The 26236-nt window shown below is 74.5% G+C and carries 23 protein-coding genes and 1 riboswitch; of the genes, 12 read left to right on the top strand and 11 right to left on the bottom strand.

Annotation, left to right across the window (positions count from 1 at the left end; genetic code table 11):
• Window positions 1-72: 72 nt before the first annotated feature.
• On the top strand, window positions 73-1407 hold the full coding sequence (locus O7600_RS16220) for a hypothetical protein (protein WP_281588278.1): 1335 nt from the start codon (window positions 73-75) through the stop codon (window positions 1405-1407).
• A 273-nt stretch (window positions 1408-1680) separates the two neighbouring features.
• Window positions 1681-3303 carry a chaperonin GroEL gene (gene groL, locus O7600_RS16215; protein ID WP_018787968.1) on the top strand — a complete coding sequence of 541 codons (1623 nt, stop codon included), beginning with the start codon at window positions 1681-1683 and terminating at the stop codon, window positions 3301-3303.
• Between the two features lie 69 nt (window positions 3304-3372).
• Here groL and O7600_RS16210 read toward each other — a convergent pair whose 3' ends face one another.
• The 3 genes from O7600_RS16210 to O7600_RS16200 form a co-directional block, all read right to left on the bottom strand.
• Window positions 3373-3615, bottom strand: a complete 243-nt coding sequence (locus tag O7600_RS16210) for a hypothetical protein (RefSeq protein ID WP_281588276.1) — start codon at window positions 3613-3615, stop codon at window positions 3373-3375.
• Window positions 3616-3677: 62 nt separating this feature from the next.
• On the bottom strand, window positions 3678-4604 hold the full coding sequence (locus O7600_RS16205) for a GNAT family N-acetyltransferase (protein WP_281588274.1): 927 nt from the start codon (window positions 4602-4604) through the stop codon (window positions 3678-3680).
• A 43-nt stretch (window positions 4605-4647) separates the two neighbouring features.
• Entirely contained in the window at window positions 4648-7107 is a 2460-nt protein-coding gene (locus O7600_RS16200; protein WP_281588272.1) for a S8 family serine peptidase, read from the bottom strand.
• 68 nt (window positions 7108-7175) lie between these two features.
• Here O7600_RS16200 and O7600_RS16195 point away from each other — a divergent pair, with 68 nt between their 5' ends.
• The gene (locus tag O7600_RS16195) at window positions 7176-8978 is read left to right on the top strand and encodes a glycerol-3-phosphate dehydrogenase/oxidase (RefSeq protein ID WP_281594175.1); all 1803 of its coding nucleotides are present in this window, start codon (window positions 7176-7178) and stop codon (window positions 8976-8978) included.
• A gap of 69 nt (window positions 8979-9047) precedes the next feature.
• Window positions 9048-9557, top strand: a complete 510-nt coding sequence (locus O7600_RS16190) for a hypothetical protein (protein WP_281588270.1) — start codon at window positions 9048-9050, stop codon at window positions 9555-9557.
• A gap of 1 nt (window position 9558) precedes the next feature.
• On the opposite strand, the gene O7600_RS16185 is transcribed toward O7600_RS16190, so the two are convergent.
• On the bottom strand, window positions 9559-10959 hold the full coding sequence (locus O7600_RS16185; RefSeq protein WP_281588268.1) for an FAD-linked oxidase C-terminal domain-containing protein: 1401 nt from the start codon (window positions 10957-10959) through the stop codon (window positions 9559-9561).
• A 33-nt stretch (window positions 10960-10992) separates the two neighbouring features.
• Between O7600_RS16185 and O7600_RS16180 the strand changes: the two genes are divergently transcribed.
• Window positions 10993-11325 (top strand): DUF4031 domain-containing protein, encoded by a 333-nt coding sequence (locus O7600_RS16180; RefSeq protein WP_281588266.1) that lies wholly within the window; start codon window positions 10993-10995, stop codon window positions 11323-11325.
• Here O7600_RS16180 and O7600_RS16175 read toward each other — a convergent pair.
• Window positions 11251-11886, bottom strand: coding sequence for an HD domain-containing protein (locus tag O7600_RS16175; RefSeq protein WP_281588263.1), 636 nt, complete (start codon window positions 11884-11886; stop codon window positions 11251-11253). The genes O7600_RS16180 and O7600_RS16175 overlap by 75 nt on opposite strands.
• Before the next feature lie 109 nt (window positions 11887-11995).
• Between O7600_RS16175 and O7600_RS16170 the strand changes: the two genes are divergently transcribed.
• Window positions 11996-13219 (top strand): FUSC family protein, encoded by a 1224-nt coding sequence (locus O7600_RS16170; protein ID WP_281588261.1) that lies wholly within the window; start codon window positions 11996-11998, stop codon window positions 13217-13219.
• Window positions 13220-13291: 72 nt separating this feature from the next.
• Here O7600_RS16170 and O7600_RS16165 read toward each other — a convergent pair whose 3' ends face one another.
• Window positions 13292-14554, bottom strand: a complete 1263-nt coding sequence (locus O7600_RS16165) for an aminotransferase class V-fold PLP-dependent enzyme (RefSeq protein ID WP_281588258.1) — start codon at window positions 14552-14554, stop codon at window positions 13292-13294.
• A gap of 45 nt (window positions 14555-14599) precedes the next feature.
• Window positions 14600-14722: riboswitch (SAM riboswitch) on the bottom strand.
• A gap of 23 nt (window positions 14723-14745) precedes the next feature.
• Between O7600_RS16165 and O7600_RS16160 the strand changes: the two genes are divergently transcribed.
• Entirely contained in the window at window positions 14746-16197 is a 1452-nt protein-coding gene (locus tag O7600_RS16160) for a PrsW family intramembrane metalloprotease (RefSeq protein ID WP_099163494.1), read from the top strand.
• Window positions 16198-16200: 3 nt separating this feature from the next.
• Here O7600_RS16160 and O7600_RS16155 read toward each other — a convergent pair whose 3' ends face one another.
• Window positions 16201-16368: a hypothetical protein gene (locus tag O7600_RS16155; RefSeq protein ID WP_281588255.1), complete on the bottom strand. Its 168-nt coding sequence runs from the start codon at window positions 16366-16368 to the stop codon at window positions 16201-16203.
• 72 nt (window positions 16369-16440) lie between these two features.
• Window positions 16441-16788 carry a co-chaperone GroES gene (locus O7600_RS16150; RefSeq protein ID WP_099163495.1) on the bottom strand — a complete coding sequence of 116 codons (348 nt, stop codon included), beginning with the start codon at window positions 16786-16788 and terminating at the stop codon, window positions 16441-16443.
• Window positions 16789-16959: 171 nt separating this feature from the next.
• On the opposite strand from O7600_RS16150, the gene O7600_RS16145 reads away from it, so the two are divergent.
• Window positions 16960-18240, top strand: coding sequence for an AI-2E family transporter (locus O7600_RS16145; RefSeq protein ID WP_281594174.1), 1281 nt, complete (start codon window positions 16960-16962; stop codon window positions 18238-18240).
• A gap of 52 nt (window positions 18241-18292) precedes the next feature.
• Here O7600_RS16145 and O7600_RS16140 read toward each other — a convergent pair whose 3' ends face one another.
• Window positions 18293-20431, bottom strand: a complete 2139-nt coding sequence (locus O7600_RS16140; protein WP_281588252.1) for an ATP-dependent DNA helicase — start codon at window positions 20429-20431, stop codon at window positions 18293-18295.
• 125 nt (window positions 20432-20556) lie between these two features.
• Between O7600_RS16140 and O7600_RS16135 the strand changes: the two genes are divergently transcribed.
• Entirely contained in the window at window positions 20557-21063 is a 507-nt protein-coding gene (locus O7600_RS16135; protein ID WP_281588250.1) for a DUF402 domain-containing protein, read from the top strand.
• 7 nt (window positions 21064-21070) lie between these two features.
• Here O7600_RS16135 and sigJ read toward each other — a convergent pair whose 3' ends face one another.
• Complete coding sequence (sigJ, locus tag O7600_RS16130) at window positions 21071-22024, bottom strand: RNA polymerase sigma factor SigJ (RefSeq protein ID WP_281588248.1); 954 nt, start codon at window positions 22022-22024, stop codon at window positions 21071-21073.
• A gap of 231 nt (window positions 22025-22255) precedes the next feature.
• Between sigJ and O7600_RS16125 the strand changes: the two genes are divergently transcribed.
• From O7600_RS16125 to O7600_RS16115, 3 genes are all read left to right on the top strand, one after another.
• Complete coding sequence (locus tag O7600_RS16125) at window positions 22256-23206, top strand: PPK2 family polyphosphate kinase (protein WP_281588246.1); 951 nt, start codon at window positions 22256-22258, stop codon at window positions 23204-23206.
• 151 nt (window positions 23207-23357) lie between these two features.
• Window positions 23358-23984: a DUF47 family protein gene (locus O7600_RS16120; RefSeq protein WP_089157475.1), complete on the top strand. Its 627-nt coding sequence runs from the start codon at window positions 23358-23360 to the stop codon at window positions 23982-23984.
• A gap of 4 nt (window positions 23985-23988) precedes the next feature.
• Complete coding sequence (locus tag O7600_RS16115; RefSeq protein WP_281588243.1) at window positions 23989-24993, top strand: inorganic phosphate transporter; 1005 nt, start codon at window positions 23989-23991, stop codon at window positions 24991-24993.
• A gap of 76 nt (window positions 24994-25069) precedes the next feature.
• Here the strand turns inward: O7600_RS16115 and O7600_RS16110 are convergent, their stop codons facing one another.
• Window positions 25070-26038 carry a Gfo/Idh/MocA family oxidoreductase gene (locus tag O7600_RS16110; protein ID WP_281588241.1) on the bottom strand — a complete coding sequence of 323 codons (969 nt, stop codon included), beginning with the start codon at window positions 26036-26038 and terminating at the stop codon, window positions 25070-25072.
• Window positions 26039-26236: the final 198 nt, after the last annotated feature.

Genomic DNA, 26236 nt, shown 5'->3' with positions numbered 1-26236 from the left:
CCGGGGCTGCGGTGCGGCCCCGCACCGTGGAAGATCATGAGCCGTTCCAGCCATTGCCGCTGAGGAGGGCCCATGTCCGACCTGCCCCCGTCGGGTTCCACCGAACCGATGCCCCCGGCGTCGTCCGGTGCGCCGACCGACCCGACCCGGTCCACGCCGCCGACCGCCGGGCCGGTGCCAGGGCAGCCGGACCCGTCCGGATCGCCCACACCGGCCGCCGATCCCTGGGCCCGGCCGGTCGTGCCCGAGCAGCCGGGCCCCGGCGCGTCGCAGCCCGCCCACCCCGACCCCGCCACCCCGGCCACGCCTGCGCCGGGTTGGCCCGCGTCGTCCGGCGCCACGCCTGCGCCGGGTTGGCCCGCGTCGTCCGGCGCCACGCCTGCGCCGGGTTGGCCCGCGTCGTCCGGCGCCACGCCTGCGCCCGGCTGGCCCGCGCCGCCGGGTGACCCGTCGACGGGTTGGGGCTGGCCGTCCGGCGGGCCGGCGTATCCGGGCCACCCGATGCCCGGCGCGCCGTACCCGGCCCAGCCGATGCCCGGTGGCCACTACGGCTGGTATCCGCCCACCGACCCGAACGACCCGCTGGTCACCCCGCCGCACGCCGGTGTCGCCGGCTGGTTCTCGCGGTGTGCCGGCGCGGCACGGCGCGGTTGGCGGCAGCTGCTGCCGATCATGTTGCTCACCCAGTGCGTCCCGGCCGCGATCATCTCGGTCCTCTCGCTCTACCTGGTGCCCACCGACGAGCCGGTGACCGGCCCGGACGGCGCGCCGGTGCTGCCCGACGGCTACCTGGAGCAGTTTTTCGCCTTCTACGGCGTGGTCATGCTGGCCGCGCTGATCTTCGGCCCGGTGCAGGCCGCCGGCTGGGGCGCGGGCACGTGGGTGGTCGCCCGTCAGGCGGCCGGTGAGGCGGCCGGTCTCGGCGCGGCCCTCCGGTACGGGCTGCGCCGCGCACTCGGTCTCTGGGGTTGGACCATCGTGGCCTCGCTGCTGATCACCGTGGGCGCGTGCCTCTGCCTGCTGCCCGGCGTCTACGTCGGGTTCGCGGTCGCCCTGTTCGGACCGGTCTACCTGTTCGAGCGGCAGGATCCGATCGGGCGGGCCTGGCGGATGTTCCACCAGCGGTTCGGCATGGTGCTGGGCCGGGTGGCGCTGGTGATGTGCGCGCTGCTCGCGGCGACCGTGCTGGACCTGGTGGTCAGCACCGTCAGCGGGGTGGTGTTCGGGGCCGACCCGACGAGCGCGCCGGGCACCACCGTCGGCGCGGTGGCGCTGGCCGTGGTCGGCGCCGCGTTGGCCGCGCCGGCCTACCTGGCGCAGCTGGTCGGGCTGGTCGTCGCGTACGCCGAACAGCGGGCGCAGGAAGGCCCGGTGAACGCGGCCCGACTGGCGGCGGAACTCGGCTGAGCGGGGCCGTCGTGCTTGCACTCGGCTAGGGAGAGTGCTAAACAAGTCATTGGCACTCGCGTACGGTGAGTGCCAGAAGGTCGGGGCGGTAGGGCCACGATCGCGCCGGTGCCCGAAGGGTGCCGGAGCGGTACGAGGCCGGTCGTCGCGGGCTGTCCGGCCCGACCGAGGAGACGTCGTCGTCGCCAGGTGGCGACGTCCCCAAGGTGCGTACACCAGACGGCCCATCCGGGCATCCGGGTGGCCCGTGAGTGTCCAGGAGGACAACGCCGTATGGCCAAGATGATCGCGTTCGACGAAGAGGCGCGCCGCGGCCTCGAGCGGGGCATGAACCAGCTCGCCGACGCCGTGAAGGTGACCCTCGGCCCCAAGGGCCGCAACGTCGTGCTCGAGAAGAAGTGGGGTGCCCCCACCATCACCAACGATGGTGTGAGCATCGCCAAGGAGATCGAGCTCGAGGACCCGTACGAGAAGATCGGCGCCGAGCTGGTCAAGGAGGTCGCGAAGAAGACCGACGACGTCGCCGGTGACGGCACGACGACGGCGACCGTCCTGGCCCAGGCCCTGGTTCGTGAGGGTCTGCGCAACGTGGCCGCCGGCGCCAACCCGATGGCCCTGAAGCGGGGCATCGAGGCGGCCGTGGCCAACGTCTCGGAGGAGCTGCTCAAGCTCGCCAAGGACGTGGAGACCAAGGAGCAGATCGCCTCCACCGCCTCCATCTCCGCCGCCGACCCCAGCGTCGGTGAGATCATCGCCGAGGCGATGGACAAGGTGGGCAAGGAAGGCGTCATCACCGTCGAGGAGAGCAACACCTTCGGCCTGGAGCTCGAGCTCACCGAGGGCATGCGCTTCGACAAGGGCTACATCTCCGCCTACTTCATGACCGACCCGGAGCGTATGGAGGCCGTCTTCGACGACCCCTACATCCTGATCGTCAACAGCAAGATCTCGTCGGTGAAGGACCTGCTCCCGATCCTGGAGAAGGTCATGCAGTCGGGCAAGCCGCTGCTGATCATCGCCGAGGACCTGGAGGGCGAGGCCCTCGCCACCCTGGTGGTCAACAAGGTCCGGGGCACCTTCAAGTCGGTCGCCGTCAAGGCGCCGGGCTTCGGTGACCGCCGCAAGGCCATGCTGACCGACATCGCCATCCTCACCGGTGGTCAGGTCATCAGCGAGGAGGTCGGCCTCAAGCTGGACGCGACCGGCCTCGAGATGCTGGGCCGCGCCCGCAAGGTCGTGGTGACCAAGGACGAGACCACCATCGTCGACGGTGCCGGCGACGCCGAGCAGATCCAGGGCCGGGTGAACCAGATCCGGGCCGAGATCGACAAGAGCGACTCCGACTACGACCGGGAGAAGCTGCAGGAGCGTCTGGCCAAGCTGGCCGGCGGTGTTGCGGTGATCAAGGTCGGCGCGGCCACCGAGGTCGAGCTGAAGGAGCGCAAGCACCGCATCGAGGACGCCGTCCGCAACGCGAAGGCCGCCGTCGAGGAGGGCATCGTCCCGGGTGGTGGCGTCGCGCTGGTGCAGGCCGGCAAGACCGCCTTCGACAAGCTGGACCTGGCGGGCGACGAGGCGACCGGCGCGCAGATCGTCAAGATCGCGCTGGACGCCCCGCTGCGGCAGATCGCCGTCAACGCCGGCATGGAGGGTGGCGTCGTCGTCGAGCGGGTCCGCAACCTCGACCCGGGTCACGGCCTCAACGCCGCGACCGGCGAGTACGTGGACCTGCTGGCCGCGGGCATCATCGACCCGGCCAAGGTGACGCGTTCCGCGCTGCAGAACGCCGCCTCGATCGCCGCGCTGTTCCTCACCACCGAGGCCGTCGTGGCGGACAAGCCGGAGAAGACCCCGGCCGCCCCGGCTGGCCCGGGTGGCGGGGAGATGGACTTCTGAGTCCAGCTCCATCCAGTACGCCGAAGGGGGCGGGCCGCGTCAGCGGTCCGCCCCCTTTCCGCGTACGTGTCAGGTGGGCAGTGGGCGTTGGTTGCGGCGCTTCTTCGCCCGGTCGTACGGGGGCGGCAGCCACCTCGGTTCGTCCACCGGTTGCCGTGGCTCCTCCGCGGGTGGCTGGTCGGCCCCGGCCAGCTCGGCGAGCTGTTCGGCGTCGCCGACGTCGAGCCGGTCGAACGGGAGCTGCCCGGGAAGCTCGTCGGTCGGGCGTCGGCCCGTGGCCGGGTCGTCGGCCCGTTCGTCATCCGTGGTCATGCACCGCCTCCTCCTGCCTACCGACCGTAGGGCCCGGGTGACGCCATGGAGGGTGAACGGCGTTATGCCCTTTTGATGGCTTTCCGGTAGAGGAAGAAGACGCGCTCGATCCGGGCGCCCGCCGCGCCGGAGTAGAACGGCACCGGACCCACCCAGCCGATCTGCGCCGCGCCGATCCCGGCCGCCGCCTGGTCCCGCAGGCAGCGGCGCAGCAGCACCCCGCCGATGCCGGAGCCCTCGGCCGCCGGGGCGGTGCCCATCGGCCCGAACCAGCTCGGTCGCGCCGACCCCCAGGCCGCGAAGCCGAGGATCTCCCCGTCCCGTTCGGCCAGGTGCGCGCCCGCGTCCGGGCGACCCACCGAACCGGCCAGCTCGCCGTCCCAGGTGCCGCCGAACGTGGCCCGGGCGAACGCGGTCAACGCCGGCAGGTCCGCCGGTCCGGCCCGACGTACGGTCACGCCCCGCCCGGCCAGCCGCTGCTCGGCGACCTCGGTGGAGCGCAGCGCTGGCGACCCCTCGGTCAGCTCGGCGGTCATGTTCCAGGCCGTCCGGTCCTGCCGGAAGCCGAGCCGCGACGCGGCGCAGACCGCCGGCGTGTAGCGCACGTCGATGCCCGGCCAGGCGTAGTACGGCGGGTTGCCGGCCAGCAGCAGCTCGGTGGCGCCGAGCGCGGCCAGCCGGGCCTCCGCCTCCGCGAGCAGCGCGCCACCGACCCCCTGCCGGCGTTCCGCCGGGGTCACCGCGACCAGGTCGACGTGGCCGAGCCGCGGATCGGTCGCCGACAGCGACCCGACCAGCACCCCGACGAGCGTGCCGTCGCGTACCGCGCCGAACCGCAGCACGGTCCGGTCGGCCGCGGCGCGGTCGGCCAGCGTGGTCACCACGGCCGACGCCTCGGCCGCGTCCTCCGGCAGGTCGAGCGACCGCCGGCAGAGTTCGACGACCTCGGGCAGGCGGTCCCGGCCCAGCTCGATGATCTCCACGTCCATGGTCGCCGACCCTAGGTCATCGGCGCGGCATTGGACAGGGTTCCTAACCGTTGGAGGCCGCCCGGGCGGCCCGCACCGCCGCGTAGGCGTCGACCAGGCCCGCGCCGACCAGGTCCCGGGTGCCCCCGCAGGGCGCGCCGGCGGGGACCGTGGCCGGGGTGGCCGTGTCGGCGAGAATCCGCCGGGTCCGGTCCAGGTCGCCGACCAGCGCCGGGTTCGCCGACCACATCAGCGCCACCACGCCGGCCACCTGCGGCGTCGCCATCGACGTGCCGTCCAGGGTGGCGTAACCACCGCCGGGGAACGCCGACGGCACCGCCGCGCCCGGGGCCACCAGATCGGGCTTGCCGGCCGTTGCGGCGGGGCCCCGGCTGGAGAAGTCGGTGAGCCGGCGGCTCCGGTCGACCGCGCCGACCGTGAGCACGTCCGGGTACGGCGCCGGCGGGTCGACGATCGACCCGCAGTGCGGGCCGGTGTTGCCGGCGGCGGCCACCACCAGGATGCCGGCGGCGGCCAGCGCGGCGGTGGCCGGGCGCAGCGCCCCCGGGTCGCAGCCCTCCAGCGGCGGGCAGCCCCACGAGTTGGTCAGCACGTCCGGGGCGCGCGCCGGACGGCCGTCGGTGAACGGGTCCCCGCCGGTCGGGAACGGGGCCAGCATGAACTGGAGACAGTCGAGGTAGCGGGCCGGGCTGCCCAGGTTGCGGTCCAGGTTGACGCAGCCCACCCAGCGCGCCCCGGGAGCCACCCCGATCCCGTCGCGGCCGACCGCGCTGCCCAGCGTGTGGGTGCCGTGGCCGCCCCGGTCGGCCGGCGCGCGGCGGTGCTCCCACGGGTCGTACCAGGAGTCGTCGCCGCCCCGGAAGCCGGCGGCGAGCGCCGGGTGCCGGCCGTCCACCCCGGAGTCCGAGCTGCCCACCACCACGCCGGCGCCGGTGACGCCCAGCTCCGACCAGACCCGGTCGGCACCGATCAGCGACACGTTCCAGCTCGGACCGGTCGGCGCGGGCGCGTCGCCCCGGGCCGCTGGCGCCGCCGCGGGCAGCGGGCGCGGGCGCTGGCTCACCAGTACCCGGGCCACCTCCGGCCGGCCGGAGAGCCACGCCCGCACCGCCGGCCCGCCGTCCGTCTCGATCGCGTTGACCAGGTAGTAGGGCGTCGGGTTCAGGCGCAGTCCGCGCAGCGTGCGGCGCAGGTCGCCCTGCGTCCGGTCGGCGGTGGCCACCAGTCGCCGGTAGACCTCGGCGGCCCGCGCGTCCCGTCCCGCCCGGCCCGGCGCGCCGGCCGGCAGGCCACCCAGGTCGGCCTGCTCGCGCAGCACCACCAGCAGCCGCTCGCCGTACAGGCCCGGTTGGCCGGGCACCACGTACACCACCGCCACGGCGGCCAGCAGCGCGCCGGCGGCCAGCGCGGCCGGACCGCGCCGGGGCGCGCGGGCGCGGGTCCGGGCGAGCAGCACGCCGTACCCGACGGCGAGCAGCACCGCGACGGCGAACCCGGCGCCGGTGCCGACCGCGACCCAGTACGGCACGTCGCGCGCGGTGGCCAGCAGGAGCGTGACCTCCTCCGGGTCGGTGAACGCCAACGGCCCGGCCAGCGCCAGGCCCACCAGCCACCGCACCGGCGCCGGCCCGGCCGGCCGGCCGCCGTGCCGGGCCGCGGCGTCCAGCGCGCCGAGCACGAAACCGAGCGGCGGCAGCAGGACCAGCGCCGGAAGCTGCGCGCCGGACTGCCCGGCCCCGGCGGCCAGCAACGTCAGCGTGACGCCGGCGACCAGGCCGCCGAGCAGCACCGGCCGGACCGGCCGGCGCGACGACCCGGCGCCGAACGCGGCCCAGAACGCGGGACCGAGCAGCACCCCCGCGAGGACGCCGAGCGCGGCGGCGGCCAGCCCGGCGAGCAGCGTCTCCGACGCGCCGCCCAGCGCGCCCACCCAGGCCCATGGCAACAGCACCGCCAGCCCGGCCGCGATCGCCAGCAGCGACACCGACCCGAATCGGCCGCCCCGGCCCGCCGCTCCGGCCCCGGCTCCGCCCGGACCGCCCTGAGCCGTCGCCGGAGGGACGACCGGGCGACGGCGGGTGAGCCGCGTCGTCACCAGCGCGAGCAGCGCGGCGGTCAGCGCCAGCGCCGCCAGGTACGCCTCGTGGTGCACCGGCGGCACCACCCGGAGCAACGTCGCCGCGCCGAGCGCGAGCACACCGGCGGTCCAGGCGCGGCCGGTCGCCCGCAGCGCCGGTGAGCGGGGCGCCAGCGCCAACGCCAGTGCGGGCGCGCCGACCAGCAGCACGGTGGCCGCCGCCACCGTCGGCCACACCGCCAGCGCCCGGTCCAGCCCGCTGACCAGCACCACCTGGTCGACCAACCAGCCGGTGACCTGGCCGGGCACGGTGACCAGCACGGCCCAGAGGCCGGTCAGTACCGCCGCGACGACCGGCCACGGCCCGGTCTCGCGGGGCGGCGGCGGGGGTACGGGAACAGCGGGCGGGCCGGTGAGCATGGTCATCACGGTACGGCCGGGACGTGTCGCGGTGGCGCGGGGACGGTTACCGTGGACGGGTGCGCGACCCCAACGTGTCCCGATCCGAGGCCGGTCAGCTCTCCGCCGAGCGCCGCGCCGACGACCTGCGCCGGCTCCGCGCCGAGCGGTTCGACGTGCTGGTCATCGGCGGTGGCGTCACCGGCGCGGGCGCCGCGCTGGACGCCGCGTCCCGGGGCCTGAAGGTCGCCCTGGTCGAGGCGCGCGACTATGCCGCCGGCACCTCCAGCCGGTCCAGCAAGCTCATCCACGGCGGCCTGCGCTACCTGGAACAGTTGGAGTTCCACCTGGTCCACGAGGCGCTGACCGAACGCGGGCTGCTGGCCACCCGGCTCGCCCCGCACCTGGTCCGCCCGGTGCCGATCCTGGTGCCGCTGCCGGCCGAGGGCGGTGCCCGTGACGTGCCCCGACGGATCTTCCGCCGCTCCTACTACGGGCTCGGCGTGGCCGCGTACGACGTGTTCGCCGGGGTGTTCGGCGGCGGCCGCGGGATGCCGCTGCACCGGCACCTGACCCGCGAGGGCGCCCGGCGGGTCTTCCCCAGCCTCCGGCCGGACACGCTTGCCGGCGCGATCCGCTACTACGACGGTCAGGTCGACGACGCCCGCCTCGTGGTGACGCTGGCCCGCACCGCGGCCAGCCTCGGCGCGACGGTGGTGACCAGCGCCCGGGCGGTCGGCCTGATCCGCCAGGCCCGCGAGGTGACCGGCGTCCGGGTGCGCGACCTGGAGGCGCCGGCCGGTTCGCCGGACGCCGAGTTCGAGGTACGCGCCCGCACCGTGATCGCCGCGACCGGCGTGTGGAGCGACGACATGTCGCGGATGCTCAACGACGTCGGGCTCCGCCCCAAGCTGCGGGTCCGGGCCTCCAAGGGCGTGCACCTCGTGGTGCCCCGCTCGGCCATCGTCGGCGAGACCGGGCTGATCCTGCGCACCGCGACGAGCGTGCTGTTCGTCATCCCGTGGGGCGGCCACTGGATCATCGGCACCACCGACACCGACTGGCAGCTGGACCGGTCCCATCCGGCCGCCACCGCGGGCGACATCGACTACCTGCTGTCGCAGGTCAACACCGTGCTGGACCGGCCGTTGACCACCGCCGACATCGAGGGCGTCTACGCCGGGCTGCGACCGCTGCTGGCCGGCGAGGCGGACTCCACCTCCAAGCTCTCCCGGGAGCACGCCGTGGTGGAGCCGATGCTGGGCCTGCTGCTGGTGGCCGGCGGCAAGTACACGACCTACCGCGTGATGGCCGCCGACGTGGTCGACCGGGCCATGCACCGGCTCGGGCAGACCCGGCCGTCGCGCACCGCCGACCTGCCGCTGCTCGGCGCCGACGGGTACGCGGCCCTGTGGCGGGACCGGGCCGACCTGGCCCGCCGGCACGGGGTGGCGGTCGGCGTGGTCGAGCACCTGCTCGAGCGCTACGGCAACCTCACCCTGGACCTGCTCGCCCTGGTCGACGCCGACCCGCTGCTCGGCTCGCCGCTGGCCGGCGCGCCGGAATACCTGGCCGCCGAGGTGACCTACGCGGCCCGCGCCGAGGGCGCGCTGCACCTGGAGGACGTGCTCACCCGGCGTACCCGGATCTCCATCGAGACCACTCATCGCGGCATGGAGTCGGCCGAGCACGCCGCGGAGTTGATGGGCGCGGTGCTCGGCTGGGACGCCTCGACCCGGGCCCGCGAGGTCGCCCACTACCGGGCGCGGGTCGAGGCCGAGCGGGAGTCGCAGCTCATGTCGGACGACGTCGCGGCCGACGCGGCGCGGCTCGGCGCGCCGGACGTGCGCGGTTTCGCCGCCGATCGGGGGACCGAACTCCCCACCTCGTCGCGCTGAGGAAACCGGAACCCCTACCGGCCGCTCGGCCGGTGGTGCGCGCTACCTACGGAAGTGTAGGTTTCCCGCGTGGTTCGCCCAACCTGGTCGCGCGTCGCCGCCCTCTCCGCCGGCATTCTGCTGGCGACCACCCTGACCGGCTGCACACTCTTCGGCCGGGCCGAAGGGGCCACCACACCCGGTCAGCAGGGTTCGGCCGCACCGACCCCGGCCGGGAAACGTGTCTCCCTGGTGCAGCGGCTGGGTGCGGACGGGCCGGTCCGCACGCTCGACGTCGACCCGACCGGCCGGTGGCAGTGCCGTGACTGCGCCGGCGACGGCGTCGACGCGACCGGCACGCTCAACCCCGAGCAGACGCAGCGGTTGCAGCAGATGCTCAGCGACCCGACGCTGGTCGGGGAGACCGACCAGGCGCGGCAGTACAAGCAGGGCTGCATCGGCGTGCTGACCTCGACGCTGCTCGTCCCGCCCGGGCTGACCGTGACCATCCAGGACTGCCCGGGTGAGCCGAAGCCGACGGTCGCCTACGACGTGCTGCTGTTGCTCACCCAGGCGACCCCGGCCGAGGACAAGGGCTGACTCAGATCACCTTGCCCGGGTTGAGCAGCCCGGCCGGGTCCAGCGCCGCCTTGATCGCCTGGTGCACCCGGACGCCCACCGGGCCGATCTCCCGGGCCAGCCAGTCGCGCTTCAGCAGCCCGACGCCGTGCTCCCCGGTGCAGGTGCCGCCCAGTTCCAGCCCGAGCCGCATGATCTCGTCGAAGGCCCGCCGCCCCCGGTCCAGACTCACCGGGTCGGCCCGGTCGACCACGATGTTGGGGTGCATGTTGCCGTCCCCGGCGTGACCGACCACGCCGATCGGCACGTCGCACGCCTCGGCGATCCGGGCCACCCCGTCCAGCAGTTCGGCGAGCCGGCCGCGTGGCACCGCCACGTCGTCGATGACCAGGCCACCGTTGCCGCCGGGGAACGTCTCCGCGGCGAACCGTTCCATCGCCGGATGGGCCAGCCGTCGGGCCTCGAGCAGGGCGGCCGCCTCGGTCGCGTCGGTGGCCACCCAGACCTCGTCGGCGCCGGCCCCGGTGCACACCTCGGCGATCCGGGCCAGGTCGTCGGCGGCCCGGGCGCCGGTGTCCACCGCAGCCAGCAGCAGCGCCTCGGCGTCGGTGCGCAGACCCATCGGCCGGTACGCCTCGATCGCCCGCAGGTGGGTCCGGTCCAACAGTTCCAGCAGGCTCGGCGTGAGGCCGTGCCGGGCGATCCCGGCCACCGCCCCGCCGGCCGCCGCCGTGGTCGGAAAGACCGCGACCAGGGTCAACGATTCCTCCGGCGCCGGGCGCAGCGCCACCGTCACCTCGGTGATCACGCCGAGCGTGCCCTCCGAGCCGACGAAGAGCCGGGTCAGGTCGTACCCGGCGACGCCCTTGGCGGTGCGGCGGCCGGTGCGCAGCACCTCGCCGGAGGCCAGCACCACCTCCAGGCCGAGCACGTACTCGGTCGTCACGCCGTACTTCACGCAGCACATGCCGCCCGCGTTGGTGGCCACGTTGCCGCCGATGGTCGACGACTCCCACGAGCCCGGGTCCGGCGGGTACCAGAGACCCTGCTCCCGGACCGCACCGGCCAGCGCCGCGTTGACCACGCCCGGCTGCACCACGGCGAACCGGCCGACCGGGTCGATCTCCCGGATCCGGTCCATCGCCGTGGTGCTCAGCACCAGCGCGCCGGACACCGCGTTCGCCGCGCCCGCCAGCCCCGTCCGCGCCCCCTGCGGGACCACCGGTACGCCGTGCCGGCCGGCCGCGCGGACCGCCGCCACCACGCCCTCGGTGTCCCGCGGCCGGACCACCACCAGCGGGGTGCCCGCGGCGCACAGGTCCGCCTCGTCGCGTTCGTGCCCGGCCAGCAGGTCCGGATCGGTCAGCACGGCGGCGTCGCCGAGCGCGGCCCGCAGGTCGTCGAGGAGGGGATGGGCGGCCATGCCGGGAAGGCTACCGGCGTACCGTTGGTCGCCGTGCTCTACCTGGACCCGCCCACGGTGCCCTGGCGCGGCCGGCTGTGGTCGCACCTGATCAGCGACGTCTCCTACGCGGAGCTGCACGCCTTCGCCGAGCTGCTCGGCGCGCCCCGGCGCGGCTTCGACCGGGACCACTACGACCTGCCCGCCGAGCGGTTCCGGGTCGCGGTCTGGCTGGGCGCGACGGTGGTCGGATCCCGGGACATCGTCCGCCTGCTGCGCGCCGCCGACCTGCGCCGTCCCAAGCCCCGCGCCTCAGCCCAGGCGCGCGAGTTCCCGGCTCAGGTTGGCCCGGGCGGCGTCCTCCCAGCGGGCGTGCGGCTCAGGTAGGCGGTAGAGCGCCGGCAGGCCGAGCAGGTGCCGCAGCACGACCGCCCGGCCGGCGCGGAAGTCCGGCTCGGGGACGTGGGCGTACTCCCGGCGGATCGCGGCGGCGTAGCGGTCGTAGCCGTCCGGTGGGGCGGCCAGCACCGCCAGGTCGGCGTCGCAGAGCAGCGCGCCGTCCGGGTCGTCCGGGCCGACCGCGTGGCCGGCGGTGAGCAGCACCAGGCGGCGTACCTCGGTCACCGCCGCGGCCGGCAGCCCGGCGGCCGTGAGCAGCGTGTCGCCCAGCTCGGCGCTGGCCCGCTCGTTGGTGTCGCCGCCCGCCCGCGGGTCGTAGACCACGTCGTGGCACCACGCGGCCAGCCGGACCAGGTCGGGTCGGCGGGCCCGGTCCGCGTACGCGTCCACCACGTCGAGGACCGCCCGCAGGTGGTCCAGCGTGTGGTACCGCCGGTGGGGTTCCCGCCAGCCGGTCAGCAGGCGCGCCCCGGCCCGGTCCACGCCCGCCGGGTCGGTGGCGCCGGCCGCGAGGGCGGCGTCCCGCCACCGTGCCGTCAGGTCGTCCATCGGCTGAAGTCTGCCCCATGGCGGGCGGCGCGAGGATTCACCCGGGGTGGGACGGGTAGTACCGGCCATGGCCGTGGCCCGGGACCGACGACAGCCGTTCCTGCGGCGCATGACGTCACGCGAAGCGCTGGGCGACCTCGACGGGCCCCGGATCGCCGCCGCCATGGACGAGCTGCGGGACCGGAGCAAGGCCACCCTGCACGACCGGCTGCACCGGGTCCGTACCGCCTTCGGCCTGGCGTTGCAGGCCGGGCTCGCCGCCGGCCTGGCGTACCTGATCTCGCACCGGCTGCTGAAGAACCCGCAGCCGGTCTTCGCCCCGATCTCCGCGGTGGGCACGCTCGCCGCCTCGGTGGGCCAGCGGTTCCGGCGTACCGTCGAGCTGATCGTCGGGGTCGCGGTCGGCGTCCTCGTCGGTGACGTGCTGATCTACTTCCTCGGCACCGGCGCCTGGCAGCTCGCGCTGGTGGTGACGTCGGCGATCCTGTTGACCATCTTCGCCGGGGCGAGCGTGGCCATCGTGATCCAGGCGGCGGCCACCGCGGTGCTGATCGTGACGCTCAGCCCGTCCACCCAGAACCTGGAGTTCCCCCGCTTCGTCGACGCCTTCCTCGGCGGTGGAATCGCGTTGCTGGTCACCGCCATCCTGCTCCCGCTCAACCCGCTGCGGGTCATCAACCGGGCCGCCCGCCCCGCGCTGGACCTGCTCGCCGGTCAGCTGGACACCTGCGCCGAGGCGCTGCGCAACCAGGACCGGGGCGCCGCCCAGCGGGCGCTGTTCCGGCTCCGGGAGAACAAGGAGGAGCTGGCGGCGCTCTCCGAGGCGATCGAGGGCGCCAAGGAGACCATCACCATCTCGCCGGCCCGCTGGCACCGGCGCAGCGAGCTGACCCACTACGCCGAGGCGGCCGAGCCGATCGACCGGGCGATGCGCAACAGCGGCACCCTGATCCGCCGCTCGGTCACCATGATCGAGGACGAGGAGCCGATCCCCGAGCCGATGCCGGACGCGGTCGCCCACCTCGCCGAGTCGGTACGCCTGCTGCGGCACGAGTTCGCCGCCGGCGAGGAGCCGGAGCAGGCCCGCGAGCGGTCGCTGCGCGCGGTCAGCGAGGCCGGCCGGGCGTACGCCGAGGGGGTGGGCTTCTCCGGCAGCGTGGTGATCGCGCAGGTGCGGACCACCGCCAGCGACCTGTTGGTGGCCTCCGGCGTCGATCAGGAGGAGGCGAACCGCCTGATCCGGCAGGCGTTCGGGGAGAAGGAGCAGCGCAGCGGCGAGCCCACCGACCAGAGCCCCACCCCCAAGCCCCCCACCGCCCCTCCGGTCGGCTGACCTCCGCCGGCCCCGGGACCGACCCCCTTGCTCCGTTGATCAAGGGCGGGGCAGGGTGGGGCCGGGGGGCAGTCAGGGGAGGGTGGTGAGGGCGGTCAGGAGGGTGTCCACCTCGGCTGCGGTGGTGCCCAGGCCGAGGCTGGCGCGCAGGGCGGTGGGGGGCAGGTCGGCGCGGCCGGACCGCGCGGCGGCCTCGGACAGCAGGCGGCGGGTCAGCGGGTGGGCGCAGAACAGGCCGTCCCGCACCCCGATCCGGTGCCGGGCCGCCAGGTGGGCGGCCACCTCGGCGGAGTCCCGCCCGGCGACCACGAAGCTGACGATGCCCACCCGGGGCGCCTCCGGGCCGAACGTGCGCAACTCCACCGCGTCGGGCAGGGCGGCCAGCCCGGACCGCAGCCGGGTCAGCAGTGCCTGCTCCCGGGCGTGCAGCGCGTTCCGGTCGGCGGCCGTGAGCGCATCGCAGACCGCGGCCAGCGCCACCGCGCCGAGCAGGTTCGGGGTGCCCGCCTCGTGACGCGCCGGGCCGGTCGCCCAGCGCACCTCGTGGGTGGCCGCGCCGACGTGGCTGGTGGCCCCGCCGCCGGCCAGGTACGGCGGGGCGGCATCCAGCCAGTCCGCCCGCCCGACCAGCGCGCCCGCGCCGAACGGGGCGTAGAGCTTGTGACCGGAGAGCGCCAGGTAGTCCACGTCCAGCGCGGTCAGGTCGACCGGCGCGTGCGGGGCCAGTTGGGCGGCGTCGACCAGGATGCGGGCGCCGTGCCGGTGGGCCACCCGGGCCAGGTCGGCCACCGGCCAGCACTCGCCGGTCACGTTGCTGGCGCCGGTCACCGCGACCAGCACCGGCAGGCCGGGCCGGGCGTCGCGGGCCAGCTCGCCGAGCGCCGCGGCGAGGGACCGGACCGCGCCGGCCGGGCTGTCCGGGACCGGCAGCCGCACCGAGCCGCGCGGCCAGGGGAGCAGGTTGGCGTGGTGCTCGCCGCCGAACGTGACCACCGTGGTGCCGGCGGGAAGCGCCCGGGCCAGCAGGTTCACCGCGTCGGTGGTGTTCCGGGTGAAGATCACGTGATCGTCGAGGCGGGCGCCGACGAAGTCCGCCACGCTCTGCCGCGCCCGCTCGTAGGCCAGCGTGCAGCGCCGGGACAGCGCGCCCGCGCCGCGGTGCACGCTCGCGTACCAGGGAAGAAGCTCGGCCACCGCGTCGGCCGCGGCCCGCGCGCACGGCGCGCTGGCGGCGTGGTCCAGGTTGATCTCCCCCGGTACGCCGAGCACGCCGAGCGGGTCGGGCCGGACCGGCGTGGGCAGCACGGGAGCGTGCGGTACGAGGGTGAGGGTCATGCCGGAGCCTCCGGGTCACCGGGGGACCCCGAGGTGTCGGGACGGGGTCCGCGCTTGCCCGGCGCACAGGTCGGCGCGGGGCCCGGTCATCACCCGGGGCACCCCACCGCGAACCTCGACGAGGGTTGCCGGCCAGCAAGCCGGGGCTTGACGCTGGCGCTCGTGACCTGTCCGGGAGCATAGCCGTCGCGATGCGGCCGGACCAGTGGGGCGCGGGTGACTACGCTGACCGCATGGTCGTCACCCCGCCCGGCGGAGCGCCGCCGCCGCCGTCCGCGCCCGCCGCCCCGCCGCCCGGCGCGCCGACGCCCCGGATGCCGCTGCGCCGGCTCGGTTGGCGACGTTTCCTGGCGCTGGCCGGGGTGGTGCTGCTGATCGCGGCCGGCGCGCTGTTCATGGTCTTCACGCTGGGCGAGAGTCTGGGCGCGGAGGCTCTGCTGGTCGGCGTGATCGCGGCGATCCTGCCGGTGCCGGTGCTGGTCTCCTGCTTCCTCTGGCTCGACCGCTACGAGCCCGAGCCGCTGAAATACCTGATCTTCTGTTTCGCCTGGGGCGCCTTCGTCTCCACCGCGATCTCGCTGCTGGTCAACGAGACGGGCGCGCGGCTGTTCGAGGACCGGGGGCTGCCCACGGCGCTGACCGCGGTGCTGGTCGCGCCGTTCATCGAGGAGCTGACCAAGGCGGCCGGCCCGATCCTGCTGCTGATCTTCCGCCGGCGGGAGTTCTCCGGGGTCACCGACGGCCTGGTCTACTGTGGGCTCTCCGCGGTCGGCTTCGCCATGGTCGAGAACATCCTCTACCTGGGCGGTTACGGCTACCGCACCGGCGTGGAGGAGTACGGCCCGGCCACCGGCGCCCAGCAGGTCATCGCGATCTTCATCGTGCGGATCCTGCTGTTCGGCTTCGCCCACCCGCTGTTCACCTCGATGACCGGCGTCGGGCTGGGTGTGGCCGCGCGGACCGCCGACCGCCGGGTCCGGATCCTCGCCCCGCTGGCCGGCCTGCTGCTGGCCATGATGCTGCACGGCACCTGGAACCTGCTGCCCTCGCTGGCCCAGGCCACCGGGCAGCCGGTGATCGTGCTCTACGGCTACCTCGGCGTGATGGTGCCGATCTTCTTCGCCATGGTGGGGCTGGCGGTGTGGCTGCGGGCCTGGGAGGGGCGGCTCACCGAGCGCACCCTGCCGGACTATGTGCGGGCGGGCTGGCTGACCCCGCCGGAGGTGGCGGCGCTGGGCAGCCTGGGCCGGCGGCACGCGGCCCGCACCTGGGCCCGCCGGGTGGCGGGCGACGGCGGCGTGAAGGCGATGCGCGGCTACCAGTTCGCGGCGACCCGGTTGGCGTTGCTGCGCGACGGGATGCGCCGAGGGCTGGACCGTAAGCCCGCCGAGCGGGACCGGACGGCACGGGAGGAACGGGAGCTGCTGGACGCGATCGCCGCGTACCGGTCGTTCTTCGTCGGTCGCGACCCGCAGGCGCCGGTCGGGGTCTGGGACGGTCAGCGCTACCACCTGCGGTTCCCGGACGGGTCGCAGCGCACGGTCGACGCGCCGGACGAGCCGGTGGTGCCGATCCCGGTGGTGCTGGCCCCGCCACCGCCGCCGGTCGGTCACGGCCCGCACCCGTGGCACCCGGGCGGCTGACCGTCAGGCCACCAGCCCGGTGAGGAAGTCGCCGAGCCCCTGGGCGATGGCCATCAGCGCCACGCCGATCCCCCTGAACAGCTGCGCCGCGCCGTCGGGCCGGAACGCCATGAAGTAGATCAGGAACGCGAGGAATCCCCAGGCGAGGATCTTCTTGATCACTACCGGCATGGTCCCTCCCCAGGGCGCTGAGGTGCCTGGGCTTCCCGCCGGGCAGCGCCGCAAACAGCGCCCGGGGGCGGGCTACAGGTAGAGGCCGGTGGAGCCGGCGGCGGTGGTCTCCACCCGCTCGGCCGCCACGGCGTGCACGTCCCGCTCGCGCAGCAGCACGTAGGCCCGCCCGTGCAGCTCGACCTCGGAGCGGTCGTCGGGGTCGAAGAGGACCCGGTCGCCGGAGACGATCGAGCGCACGTTCGGCCCCACGCCGACCGCGGTGGCCCAGGCCAGCCGCTTGCCGACCGCCGCGGTCGCCGGGATCACGATGCCGGCGGTGGAGCGGCGTTCCCCCTCGGCGCCCTCGGTACGCACGAGCACGCGGTCGTGCAGCAGGCGGATGGGCAGCCCGGCGTCGAGACTCTGGTCGGCGGTCACGCGAAGACGCTACCGCGTGCCCCACTGTCGATCCCGGCGTGGTTGGCCACTGACGCAGCGGGGCAATGTGTGGCACAGCCGCCCTAGGGTGGGGCGGTCGGACGTATCCTGTCCCCCCTGTGACGTGGGTGGGCCGATTTGCCGGAGGTGCGCTTGAGCCGCTTCGAGCGGATGCGCGGACGGCTCCGCCGCGCGTACGAGTCGGGCCGCGAGTCGGTCCGGTCCCGCCGGGAGGAGTCGGATGCGGCGCCGGAGGGCGTCCGCGTGGCCTCGCCGGTCTCGCCGGGTCCGGTGGCGTCGCCGTCGGCGATGGTGGTGGGCGCCGAGCCGCCGGCCGCGATGCACAACTCGACGGTCAGCCGCGACGACACGGAGGTGCCGCACGCGCTGCGGATCGCCGCCGCGTGGTGCTGGCGCCTGATCGTCATCGGCATCGTCACCTGGGCACTGCTCAAGATCATCGGCACGATCAGCATCGTGATCATCCCGCTGACCGTCGCCCTCCTGCTCTCCGCGCTGCTCGCGCCGGCGGTCGGCTGGCTGCTCAAGGCCCGGTTCCCCCGCTCGCTGGCGACCGGCGTGGTGCTGGTCGGCGGCCTGGCCGCGGTGATCGGCACGCTGACGCTGGTGGTCAACGAGTTCATCCAGGGCGTGCCGGAGCTGAGCGAGAAGTCCTCCCAGGGCGTCCGGCAGATCCAGGACTGGCTCAAGACCGGCCCGCTGCACCTGTCCGACAGCCAGCTCGACCGCTACATCGACGAGGCGCAGAGCTGGATCAACGGCAACACCGAGCGGTTCACCAGCGGCGCGCTCAGCACCGCCGCCACGCTGGCCGAGGTGCTCACCGGCACCGTCCTGGTGCTGTTCGCGACGTTCTTCTTCCTCCGCGACGGCACCAACATCTGGCGGTTCCTGGTGCGGCTGCTGCCGGTCGCCGCGCGCTGGAAGGTCGACGACGCCGGGCGCGCGTCCTGGGCGACGCTCGGCGCGTACGTCCGGGCCACCGTCCTGGTCGCGTTCATCGACGCCGTCGGCATCGGCATCTTCCTGGTCGTCTTCGACATCCCGTTCGCGTTCCCGCTGGCCGCGCTGGTGTTCCTGGGCGCGTTCATCCCGATCGTCGGCGCCTTCCTGTCCGGCGTGGTGGCCGTGCTGGTGGCGCTGGTCGACAGCGGTCCGGTGACCGCTCTGATCATCCTGGGCGTGGTCATCGGCGTGCAGCAGGTCGAGGGGCACGTGCTCCAGCCGCTGATCATGGGCCGGGCGGTTGCCATCCACCCGCTCGCCGTGATCATCGGCATCGCCGCCGGGGTGGTGCTGGCCGGCATCGCCGGCGCGCTGGTCGCGGTGCCGCTGATCGCCGTGCTCAACACCGCGGTCCGGCGGCTCGCCGCGCGTACCGTGCCAGACACCCCGCCGGACGCCGTGGTGGTCGCCTCCCAGGCGCCCTGATCCGGCCCGACCGGTCGACGCCCGCGTCACCCCGCCCGGGGAGGCGCGGGCGTCAGCTCTTGGCGAGCCGTTCCAATGCGCCCCGCGCCACCTCCGGCCGGGTGGTGTACCAGAACGGCGGCAACGACCGCCGCAGGAACGGGCCGTAGCCGCGCGCCGTCTCCAACCGCGAGTCGAGCACCGCCACCACGCCCCGGTCGCCGGTGGCCCGGATCAGCCGGCCGACGCCCTGGGCCAGCCGGACCGCGGCGATCGGCACGCTCACCGCCGCGAACCCGGAACCGCCGCCCGCGTCGACCGCCGCCGCGCGGGCCGCGGCGAGCGGCTCGTCGGGGCGGGGGAACGGCAGCCGGTCGATCACCACGAGCTGGCAGGCGTCGCCCGGCACGTCCACCCCCTGCCAGAGCGACATCACCCCGAACAGGCAGCTCTCCCGTTCCTGGCGGAACCGGCGGACCAGCAACGGCAACGCCTCCTCGCCCTGGAGCAGCACGGGCAGGTCGGTCCGCGCCCGGACCAGCTCCGCCGCCTGCTGGGCGGCCCGTCGCGACGAGAAGAGCCCGAGGGTACGCCCACCGAGCGCCCCGACCAGCGCCAGCAACTCCTCGCCGGCGGCCGTGGGCAGGCCGGACACGCTGGGGCGGGGCAGGTGCGCGGCGACGTAGAGGATGCCCTGCCGGGCGTAGTCGAACGGCGAGCCGACGTCGAGCGACCGCCAGCCGGGCCCCTCGGTGGCCGGGACCGTGCCGATCGCCGCCCGACTGCCCTCGGTGCTGGCCACCGGGGTCGGTCCGGCGGTGCGACCGGCGGCGGCCGCGGTGGCCAGCGCGGCGGCGGCCGGCGACGGCGGGGTGGGCGGCGGGGCCTCCAGCCCGAGCGCCCGGGCCACCGTGTCGAAGCGGCCACCGAGCGCCAGCGTGGCCGAGGTGGCGACCACGGTGCGCTCGTCGTAGAGGTGGGTGGCGAGGGTGCCGGCCACCGACAGCGGCGCCACCACCAGCGCCCGGCGGCTGCCGTTCTCCGGCTTCTCCACCCAGGCCACGTCGTGGTCGGCCTCCTCCAGCAGCCGCTGGGCGGTGGCGGACAGTTCGTCCAGCACCGCCTTCGCCTGCTGCTTGCGGACCGGGTCGGGGTCGTCGGCCTTCACGTCGCCGATCGACTCCAGCGCGGCCCGGGTCGCCGCGTCGAGCAGCGTGCACGCCTCCCGCAGCGCGGGCGGCAGGCCGGCGGTGAGCCGACCGGCCGGCGCCTCGGCCAGCCCCACCGTCAGCGCGTCGCCGGCCTCGGTGAGCCGGTCGGCCAGGTCGGGCCGGAGCAGCGGCCGGGCCCGCCGGGTGGAGCGGTCGATCAGCTCGGGCACCAGCTCGGCCTGGGCGGCCGAGGAGACGCGGTCGGCCAGCTCGTGCGCCTCGTCCACCACGAGCAGCTTGTGCGGCGGCACGATATGCCGCCCGGCGAGCATGTCGACGGCCAGCAGGCTGTGGTTGGTCACCACGATGTCCGCCTCGCGGGCGCGGGCCCGGGACGCCTCCGCGAAGCACTCCTGCCCGAACGGGCAACGGCTGGCCCCGACGCACTCCCGGGCCGGCATGGAGACGCTGCGCCACACCTGGTCGTCGACGCCCGGGTCCAGCTCGTCGCGGTCGCCGGTGGCGGTCTTCTCGGCCCAGTCGCGCAGCCGCTGCACCTGCTTGCCCAGCCGGCCGGCCTCACCCAGCCACTTCGTGCCGCCGGGACGGGGCGCGTCGAAGAGCGCGTCGTCCGGCTCGTCCTCCACCGAGCTGTCCAGCCGGGCCAGGCACAGGTAGTGGTGGCGGCCCTTGAGCACGGCGAAGGTGGGGCGGCGGCCGAGCACCGGCTCGACCGCGTCGGCCAGCCGGGGCAGATCGTGGTCGACGAGCTGGGACTGCAACGCCAGGGTCGCGGTGGAGACCACCACCGGACCGTCCACGGTCAGGGACGGTGCCAGGTAGGCCAGTGACTTGCCGGTGCCGGTGCCGGCCTGCACCAGCAGGTGCTCGCCGGAGGCGATGCTCCGCTCGATCGCCTCGGCCATCTGCTGCTGGCCCGGCCGGGCCGCGCCGCCCGGCACCGCGCCCACCGCGGCGGCCAGCAGCGCCCCGCCGTCGGCGCGGCCGGCCCGGCGTTTCTTCGGGACAGCGGGGCCGGTGGCGGTGCGGGACGGGCTCACCGTGCGACCGTACCCGCCGGCACCGACGAGGGTCCCGCCGCTCCGGCCGCGTGGCGCGGACCGTGGGTCGCGTCCGGTTACCTCCCGATCGCGAGGCGTGGCCGGAATCGGTTAGGGTGCCAGGCATGCCGAGCGACGTGGTCCGCGTGATCTACCGCAAGTACGACGGCAGCGCACACCGCGACTACCCGGCCCGCCGGCTCGCCGAGGACGACCTCGGCGTCTGGCTCGGCGTGCCGGCCGGCACCGAATCCGTCTACCACGGCCGCCCCTCGGTCGAGCAGATCCCGTTCGTCCTGCTGGTGCCCCGACACGGCTGGTGGACCGGGATGTTCAACCCGCCGCCACGCACCAGCGAGGTCTACTGCGACATCGCCACCCCGGCCCGCTGGGAGGGTGAGGAGACGGTCCACCTGGTCGACCTCGACCTGGACGTGGTGCGCCGTCGGGAGACCGGCGTCGTCGAGCTGCGCGACGAGGACGAGTTCGCCGAGCACCGGGCCCGGTGGGGTTACCCGGACGACCTGGTCGCCGAGGCCGAGGCGGCGGCCCACTGGCTGCTCGGCGCGCTCGGCGACGGCAGCGAGCCGTTCGCCACCTCGTACCGCAAGTGGTTGGCCCTGGTGGTCTGAACCGCGCTCACCAGCGCGGCGGCCAGGCGGCGTCCGGCCCGAGCGGCGGCAGGTCGGCCACCTTGTCCGGGTTGAGCTGGTTGAACACGCCGGTCACCCGCCCGTCGTGCACGGCGAACGAGGTGACCATCCGGATCGTCCGCCCGTCGCGGTGGAGGAACTCCGACTGCCACCCCAGCGTGCCGTCCACCAGCACCGGCCGGCCGCGCAGGGCGCCCCGCCCCCGGGCCTGGCCGTACAGGCCGAGGAGCAGACGGCCGACCGCGTCGGTGCCGACCACCGGCCGGCGCCCCGCCGGGAAGTGCCCGCCGGAGTCGCCGATCGACATGACGTCCGGGGCCAGCACCCGGACCAGTTGGTCCAGCTCGCCGGACTCCACCGCGGCGGCGAAGGCGGTGAGCACGCGGCGCTGCTCGGCGAGGTCGGCGCTGTGCCGTGGCCCGTCCGGCCCGTGCACCGCCCGACGCCCCCGGGACGCGAGCTGCCGCGCCGCCTCCGGCGTCACGGCGAGCACGCCGGCCACGTCGCCGAATGGCACCGCGAAGACGTCGTGCAGCACGAACGCCACCCGCTGCTCCGGCGTCAGCCGCTCCAGCACCACCAGCAGCGCGGTGCCGAGCTGGTCGGCCCGGACCGCGCGCTCGGCCGGGTCGGGGGCGAACCCGTCCGCCGCCGGGAGGCCGCGCACCACCGGCTCGGGCAACCACTGACCCGGGTACGCCTCGCGGCGCACGCGGGCGGAGCGGAGCACGTCCAGGCAGATCCGGGAACAGGTGGTGGTCAACCAGCCGCGCACGTCGCGGACGCGGGCCCGTTCGGCCGGGTCGGCGAGCGCGCCCGAGAAGCGCAGCCAGGTCTCCTGCACGGCGTCCTCGGCCTCGCTGCGGCTGCCCAGCATCCGCTGCGCGACCGCCAGGAGGTGCCCTCGTTCCGCCTCGAACTCCCCCGCAAGCTCGTCCACGCGTCCATTCTCCCGCTCGCCCACCCCGCACCGCCCACCGCCTGGCGTTCGGCCGTTCGCCCCCGTCGGCCCGTCCCGGCGGGAGATCTTGGTACGAAACGGCCCCTCTGTCGACGGGCGGGGTGGGCCTGGGAACGGGTGGAGGAGGTGGGCGGATGGAGTGCGGGTCGCAAAACGGGCGTAGCGGGCACGCCGTACCCATGATCGGGGTTGCGGGGTGAGGATCGGGGGATGAGTGGCGTGGTGGGGCCCGAGGGCGGGTCGATGCGGGAGTTGTTGCGGGTGGGCCCGGGGGCGGTGGACCTGGCGGCGATCGACCCCCGGTCGACGCCGGGGTTGCCGACGGCGGCCGGGCAAGGGTCGGCGCGCAAGGAGTGGGCCCGTGGGCAGGTCGAGCTGGTCGGCGCGGAGCTGGGCCGGCAGCAGGAGATGCTCTACGCCGCCGCCCAGGGTGCGGCCGGGCCGGGGAGCGCCACGAGCGCGCCCAGCCAGGCCGGCGCACGGCTGGACGGTGACCGGCCGCGCCGGGTGCTGCTGGTGCTGCAGGCCATGGACTGCGGCGGCAAGGACGGCGCGGTCAAGCGGGTGGCCGGCGCGATGAACCCGCTCGGGCTGCACATCCGTTCCTTCGGCCCGCCGACCGAGGAGGAACGGCGGCACGACTTCCTCTGGCGCGTCCGGCGGGCGCTGCCGCCGCCGGGCTACGTGGGTGTGTTCAACCGCTCACACTACGAGGACGTGCTCATCGCCCGGGTGGAGGGACTGGTCGACGAGGCCACCTGGCGGTCCCGGTACGCGATCATCAACGACTTCGAGCGGGAACTGGTCGAGCAGTCCGTGACCGTGGTGAAGGTCATGCTGCACATCTCGTACGCGGAGCAGGGCGAGCGGCTGATGGAGCGGCTCACCGACCCGACGAAGTACTGGAAGTACAACCCGAGCGATCTGGACACCCGGGCCCGCTGGGACGATTACCGGGCCGCGTACACCGAGGCGCTGGAGCGTTGCGGGACGGACGCCGCGCCCTGGTTCGTGCTGCCGGCGGACCGCAAGTGGTACCGCGACTGGGCCCTCGCCCACCTGCTGCGGGAGACGTTCGACGGGTTGGATCTGGGGTATCCGCCTGCCGATTTCGACGTCGAGCGGGAGCGTGACCGGTTACGCGACCAGGGCGGCAAGTGATCAGGTGAACAGCAGGTGAACGAGCGGTGAATCGGGCCTGACCAGGGGTGGGCCGGTCGATGCCGGGTTCGACCGTGTCCCTAGCATGCCCAGAGCAGACGCCTCTCGCGGGCGACAGCCACCCTTCCACCGACACGACGAGGTCCGTGCTGTGAAGTTTTCCTTCCGTCCCACCGAGGGCGCCTTCTACGAGCTCTTCACCAGGGCCGCGCAGAACCTGGTGAAGGGGACCGACCTGCTCAACGAGCTGGGTCTGCCCGGCGCGGACGTGCAGTCGATCAGCGAGCGGCTGACCGAGGTCGAGCACGACAGCGACCAGATCACGCACGACCTCTACAAGAAGATCAACTCCACCTTCATCACGCCCTTCGACCGGGAGGACATCTACCGGCTGGGCTCGCTGCTCGACGACGTGATGGACCACCTGGAGGCGGTCGGCAACCTGCTCTACCTGTACGGCCTGACCAAGCTCCCGTCGCTGCCGCGCGAGCTGCACGAGCTGGTCAACGTGCTCGACCAGCAGGCCAAGCTCACCGCCGAGGCGATGCCCCGGTTGAAGTCGATGAAGGACCTCGAGGACTACTGGATCGAGTGCAACCGGCTCGAGAACGACGGCGACCAGGCGTACCGGATGCTGCTGGTCCGCCTCTTCTCCGGTGAGTACGACGCGCTCACGGTGCTGAAGATGAAGGAGGTGGCCGACGAGCTGGAGGCCGCCTGCGACGCCTTCGAGCACGTCGCCAACACCGTCGAGACCATCGCGGTCAAGGAGTCCTGATCCCGTGACACCCGAACTCATCGCCGTGCTGGCGGTGATCGCGGTCGCCATGGCGTTCGACTACACGAACGGCTTCCATGACGCGGCCAACGCGATCGCCACCAGCATCTCGACCCGGGCGCTGACCCCCCGGATCGCCCTCGCGCTGGCCGCCGTCGGCAACTTCGTCGGCGCGCACTTCGGCGCCGGGGTGGCCAAGACGGTCGGCGACGGACTGGTGACGCTACCGACCGGGGTGGAGAGCCTCGGCGTGGTCTTCGCCGGCGTGCTCGGCGCGATCGCCTGGAACCTGATCACCTGGTACTTCGGCCTGCCGTCCTCCTCCTCGCACGCCCTCTTCGGCGGCCTGGTCGGCGCGACCCTGTTCGCCGCCGACGGCATCGTCCAGTGGGGCAACATCCTGGAGAAGGTCATCATCCCGATGGTCCTCTCCCCGGTGGTCGGCCTGATCCTCGGCTTCCTGGTGATGCTGGCGATCATGTGGCTGTTCCGGAAGGGGCAGCCGGGCAAGCTCAGCCGGGGCTTCCGCTGGGCGCAGACCGTCTCCGCCGCCGCCATGTCGGTCGGCCACGGCATGCAGGACGCCGCCAAGACCATGGGCATCATCGTGCTGGCGCTCTACACCGGCGGCTTCCAGGAGAGCAAGACGCACATCCCGGGCTGGGTGTTCTGGACCTCCGCGACGATGCTGGCGCTCGGCACGTACGCGGGCGGCTGGCGGATCATCCGGACGCTGGGCCGGAAGATCATCGACCTCGGCCCGGCGGAGGGCTTCGCGGCCGAGACCGTGGCCAGCGCGGTGCTCTACTTCAACGCGCTGGTGCTCAAGGCCCCGATCTCCACCACGCACACGATCACCTCGGCGATCATGGGTGTGGGCGCGACGAAGCGGCTCTCCGCGGTGCGCTGGAACGTGGCCGGCAACATCGTGATCGCCTGGATCATCACGTTCCCCGCCGCCGCCGCGATCGCCTGCCTCGCGTACCTGCTGGTGCGTCCGCTGTTCTAAGGCGGGGCCCCCTTTTAACGCCTCAGGTAGAGGAGGGGCCCCTTCTTAACATCCGATGTTAAGAAGGGGCCCCTCCTTACACGTAGGAGACGCCGATCCGGGCCTTGACGTCGTCGATCAGGGTCATCACCTCGAGGGTGGCGGAGTGCGGCACCAGCGGGCTCTCGGTCAGCCCGGCCGCCAGGCAGCGCTGCACCTCGATCGCCTCGTACTGGTAGCCCCCGCCGGTCAGGTCCGCCGGGATCGTCTCCGGCTCGGCCCCGGCCCGGTGCAGCACCGCGTGCCCGGGCCGGAAGAACGGCTCAGGCAGGTCGATCCGGCCGGCGGTGCCGGTGATCGACGCGGTGATCGAGGTGGCGCCGACCATCCCGCAGCTCAGCGTCGCCACCGCGCCGGAGTCCCAGCCGAGGACGATGCCGGTGTTCTCGTCCACCGCCTCCGGGCTCAGCCGGGCCCACGCCCGCACGTGCTGCGGCGCGCCGAGCACCAGGTGGGCCAGGCTCAGCGGGTAGACGCCGAGGTCGAGCAGCGCGCCCCCGCCCAGCGCGGGATTCCGCATCCGGTGTTCGGGCGGGAACGGCCCGGCCACCCCGAAGTCGGCCCGGACGTGGGTCACCTCGCCGATCGCGCCGTCGGAGATCAGCTCCAGCACCCGCAGGATCAGCGGGTTGGTCCGCATCCACATGGCCTCCATGAGGAAGAGCCCGCGAGCGCGCGCCGTCTCCACCAGCTCGGTGGTGGTGGGCAGGTCCAGCGTGCAGGGCTTCTCCACCAGCACGGCCTTGCCGCCGGCCAGGCAGGCCAGCGCCGCCTCGTGGTGCGCGGCGTGCGGGGTGGCCACGTAGATCGCGTCCAGGTCCGGATCCGCGGCCAGCTCGGCCCAGGAGGCGTACGCCCGCGGCACGTCGTACCGTCGCGCGAACGTCTCGGCGCTCTCCCGGGTGCGCGACCCGACCGCCACCAGTTCGGCGTCCGGCACCAGCCGCAGGTCGTCGGCGAAACAGGCGGCGATGTGCCCGGTGGCCAGGATTCCCCAACGCGTCATGCCCGAACGCTATCCCGGCCGCTTCCGCCGCCGGCAGGATGATCCACCCGTCGGGACGTCAGGACCGGCCGGCGGCGACCTCGACGCAGTTCCCACCGCTCGATCCGCTGCGCCGGAACCTTCGCCAGCGCTTCCTGTGGTTCCTGCCGCTGAGCGACGACGAGGCGCGGGCCATCGCGCTGAGGCTGCCATGAGCCA

This window comes from Micromonospora sp. WMMA1998 (genome assembly GCF_027497375.1).
GTDB classification, from domain to species: Bacteria; Actinomycetota; Actinomycetes; order Mycobacteriales; family Micromonosporaceae; genus Micromonospora; species Micromonospora sediminicola.
Note: the sequence above shows the minus strand (reverse complement) of the source record. Positions and strands in the feature narration are given on the sequence as shown.

Excerpts from the sequence above, each read along its gene's own strand:
- O7600_RS16145 (WP_281594174.1), top strand. The coding sequence starts at position 16,960 with ATGCGCGGACGGCTCCGCCGCGCGTACGAGTCGGGCCGCGAGTCGGTC.
- O7600_RS16135 (WP_281588250.1), top strand. The coding sequence starts at position 20,557 with ATGCCGAGCGACGTGGTCCGCGTGATCTACCGCAAGTACGACGGCAGC.
- O7600_RS16220 (WP_281588278.1), top strand. The coding sequence starts at position 73 with ATGTCCGACCTGCCCCCGTCGGGTTCCACCGAACCGATGCCCCCGGCG.
- groL (WP_018787968.1), top strand. The coding sequence starts at position 1,681 with ATGGCCAAGATGATCGCGTTCGACGAAGAGGCGCGCCGCGGCCTCGAG.
- O7600_RS16110 (WP_281588241.1), bottom strand. The coding sequence starts at position 26,038 with ATGACGCGTTGGGGAATCCTGGCCACCGGGCACATCGCCGCCTGTTTC.
- O7600_RS16185 (WP_281588268.1), bottom strand. The coding sequence starts at position 10,959 with ATGGCCGCCCATCCCCTCCTCGACGACCTGCGGGCCGCGCTCGGCGAC.
- O7600_RS16210 (WP_281588276.1), bottom strand. The coding sequence starts at position 3,615 with ATGACCACGGATGACGAACGGGCCGACGACCCGGCCACGGGCCGACGC.
- O7600_RS16165 (WP_281588258.1), bottom strand. The coding sequence starts at position 14,554 with ATGACCCTCACCCTCGTACCGCACGCTCCCGTGCTGCCCACGCCGGTC.
- O7600_RS16170 (WP_281588261.1), top strand. The coding sequence starts at position 11,996 with ATGACGTCACGCGAAGCGCTGGGCGACCTCGACGGGCCCCGGATCGCC.
- O7600_RS16205 (WP_281588274.1), bottom strand. The coding sequence starts at position 4,604 with ATGGACGTGGAGATCATCGAGCTGGGCCGGGACCGCCTGCCCGAGGTC.
- O7600_RS16160 (WP_099163494.1), top strand. The coding sequence starts at position 14,746 with ATGCGGCCGGACCAGTGGGGCGCGGGTGACTACGCTGACCGCATGGTC.
- O7600_RS16200 (WP_281588272.1), bottom strand. The coding sequence starts at position 7,107 with ATGACCATGCTCACCGGCCCGCCCGCTGTTCCCGTACCCCCGCCGCCG.
- O7600_RS16125 (WP_281588246.1), top strand. The coding sequence starts at position 22,256 with ATGAGTGGCGTGGTGGGGCCCGAGGGCGGGTCGATGCGGGAGTTGTTG.
- O7600_RS16175 (WP_281588263.1), bottom strand. The coding sequence starts at position 11,886 with ATGGACGACCTGACGGCACGGTGGCGGGACGCCGCCCTCGCGGCCGGC.
- O7600_RS16155 (WP_281588255.1), bottom strand. The coding sequence starts at position 16,368 with ATGCCGGTAGTGATCAAGAAGATCCTCGCCTGGGGATTCCTCGCGTTC.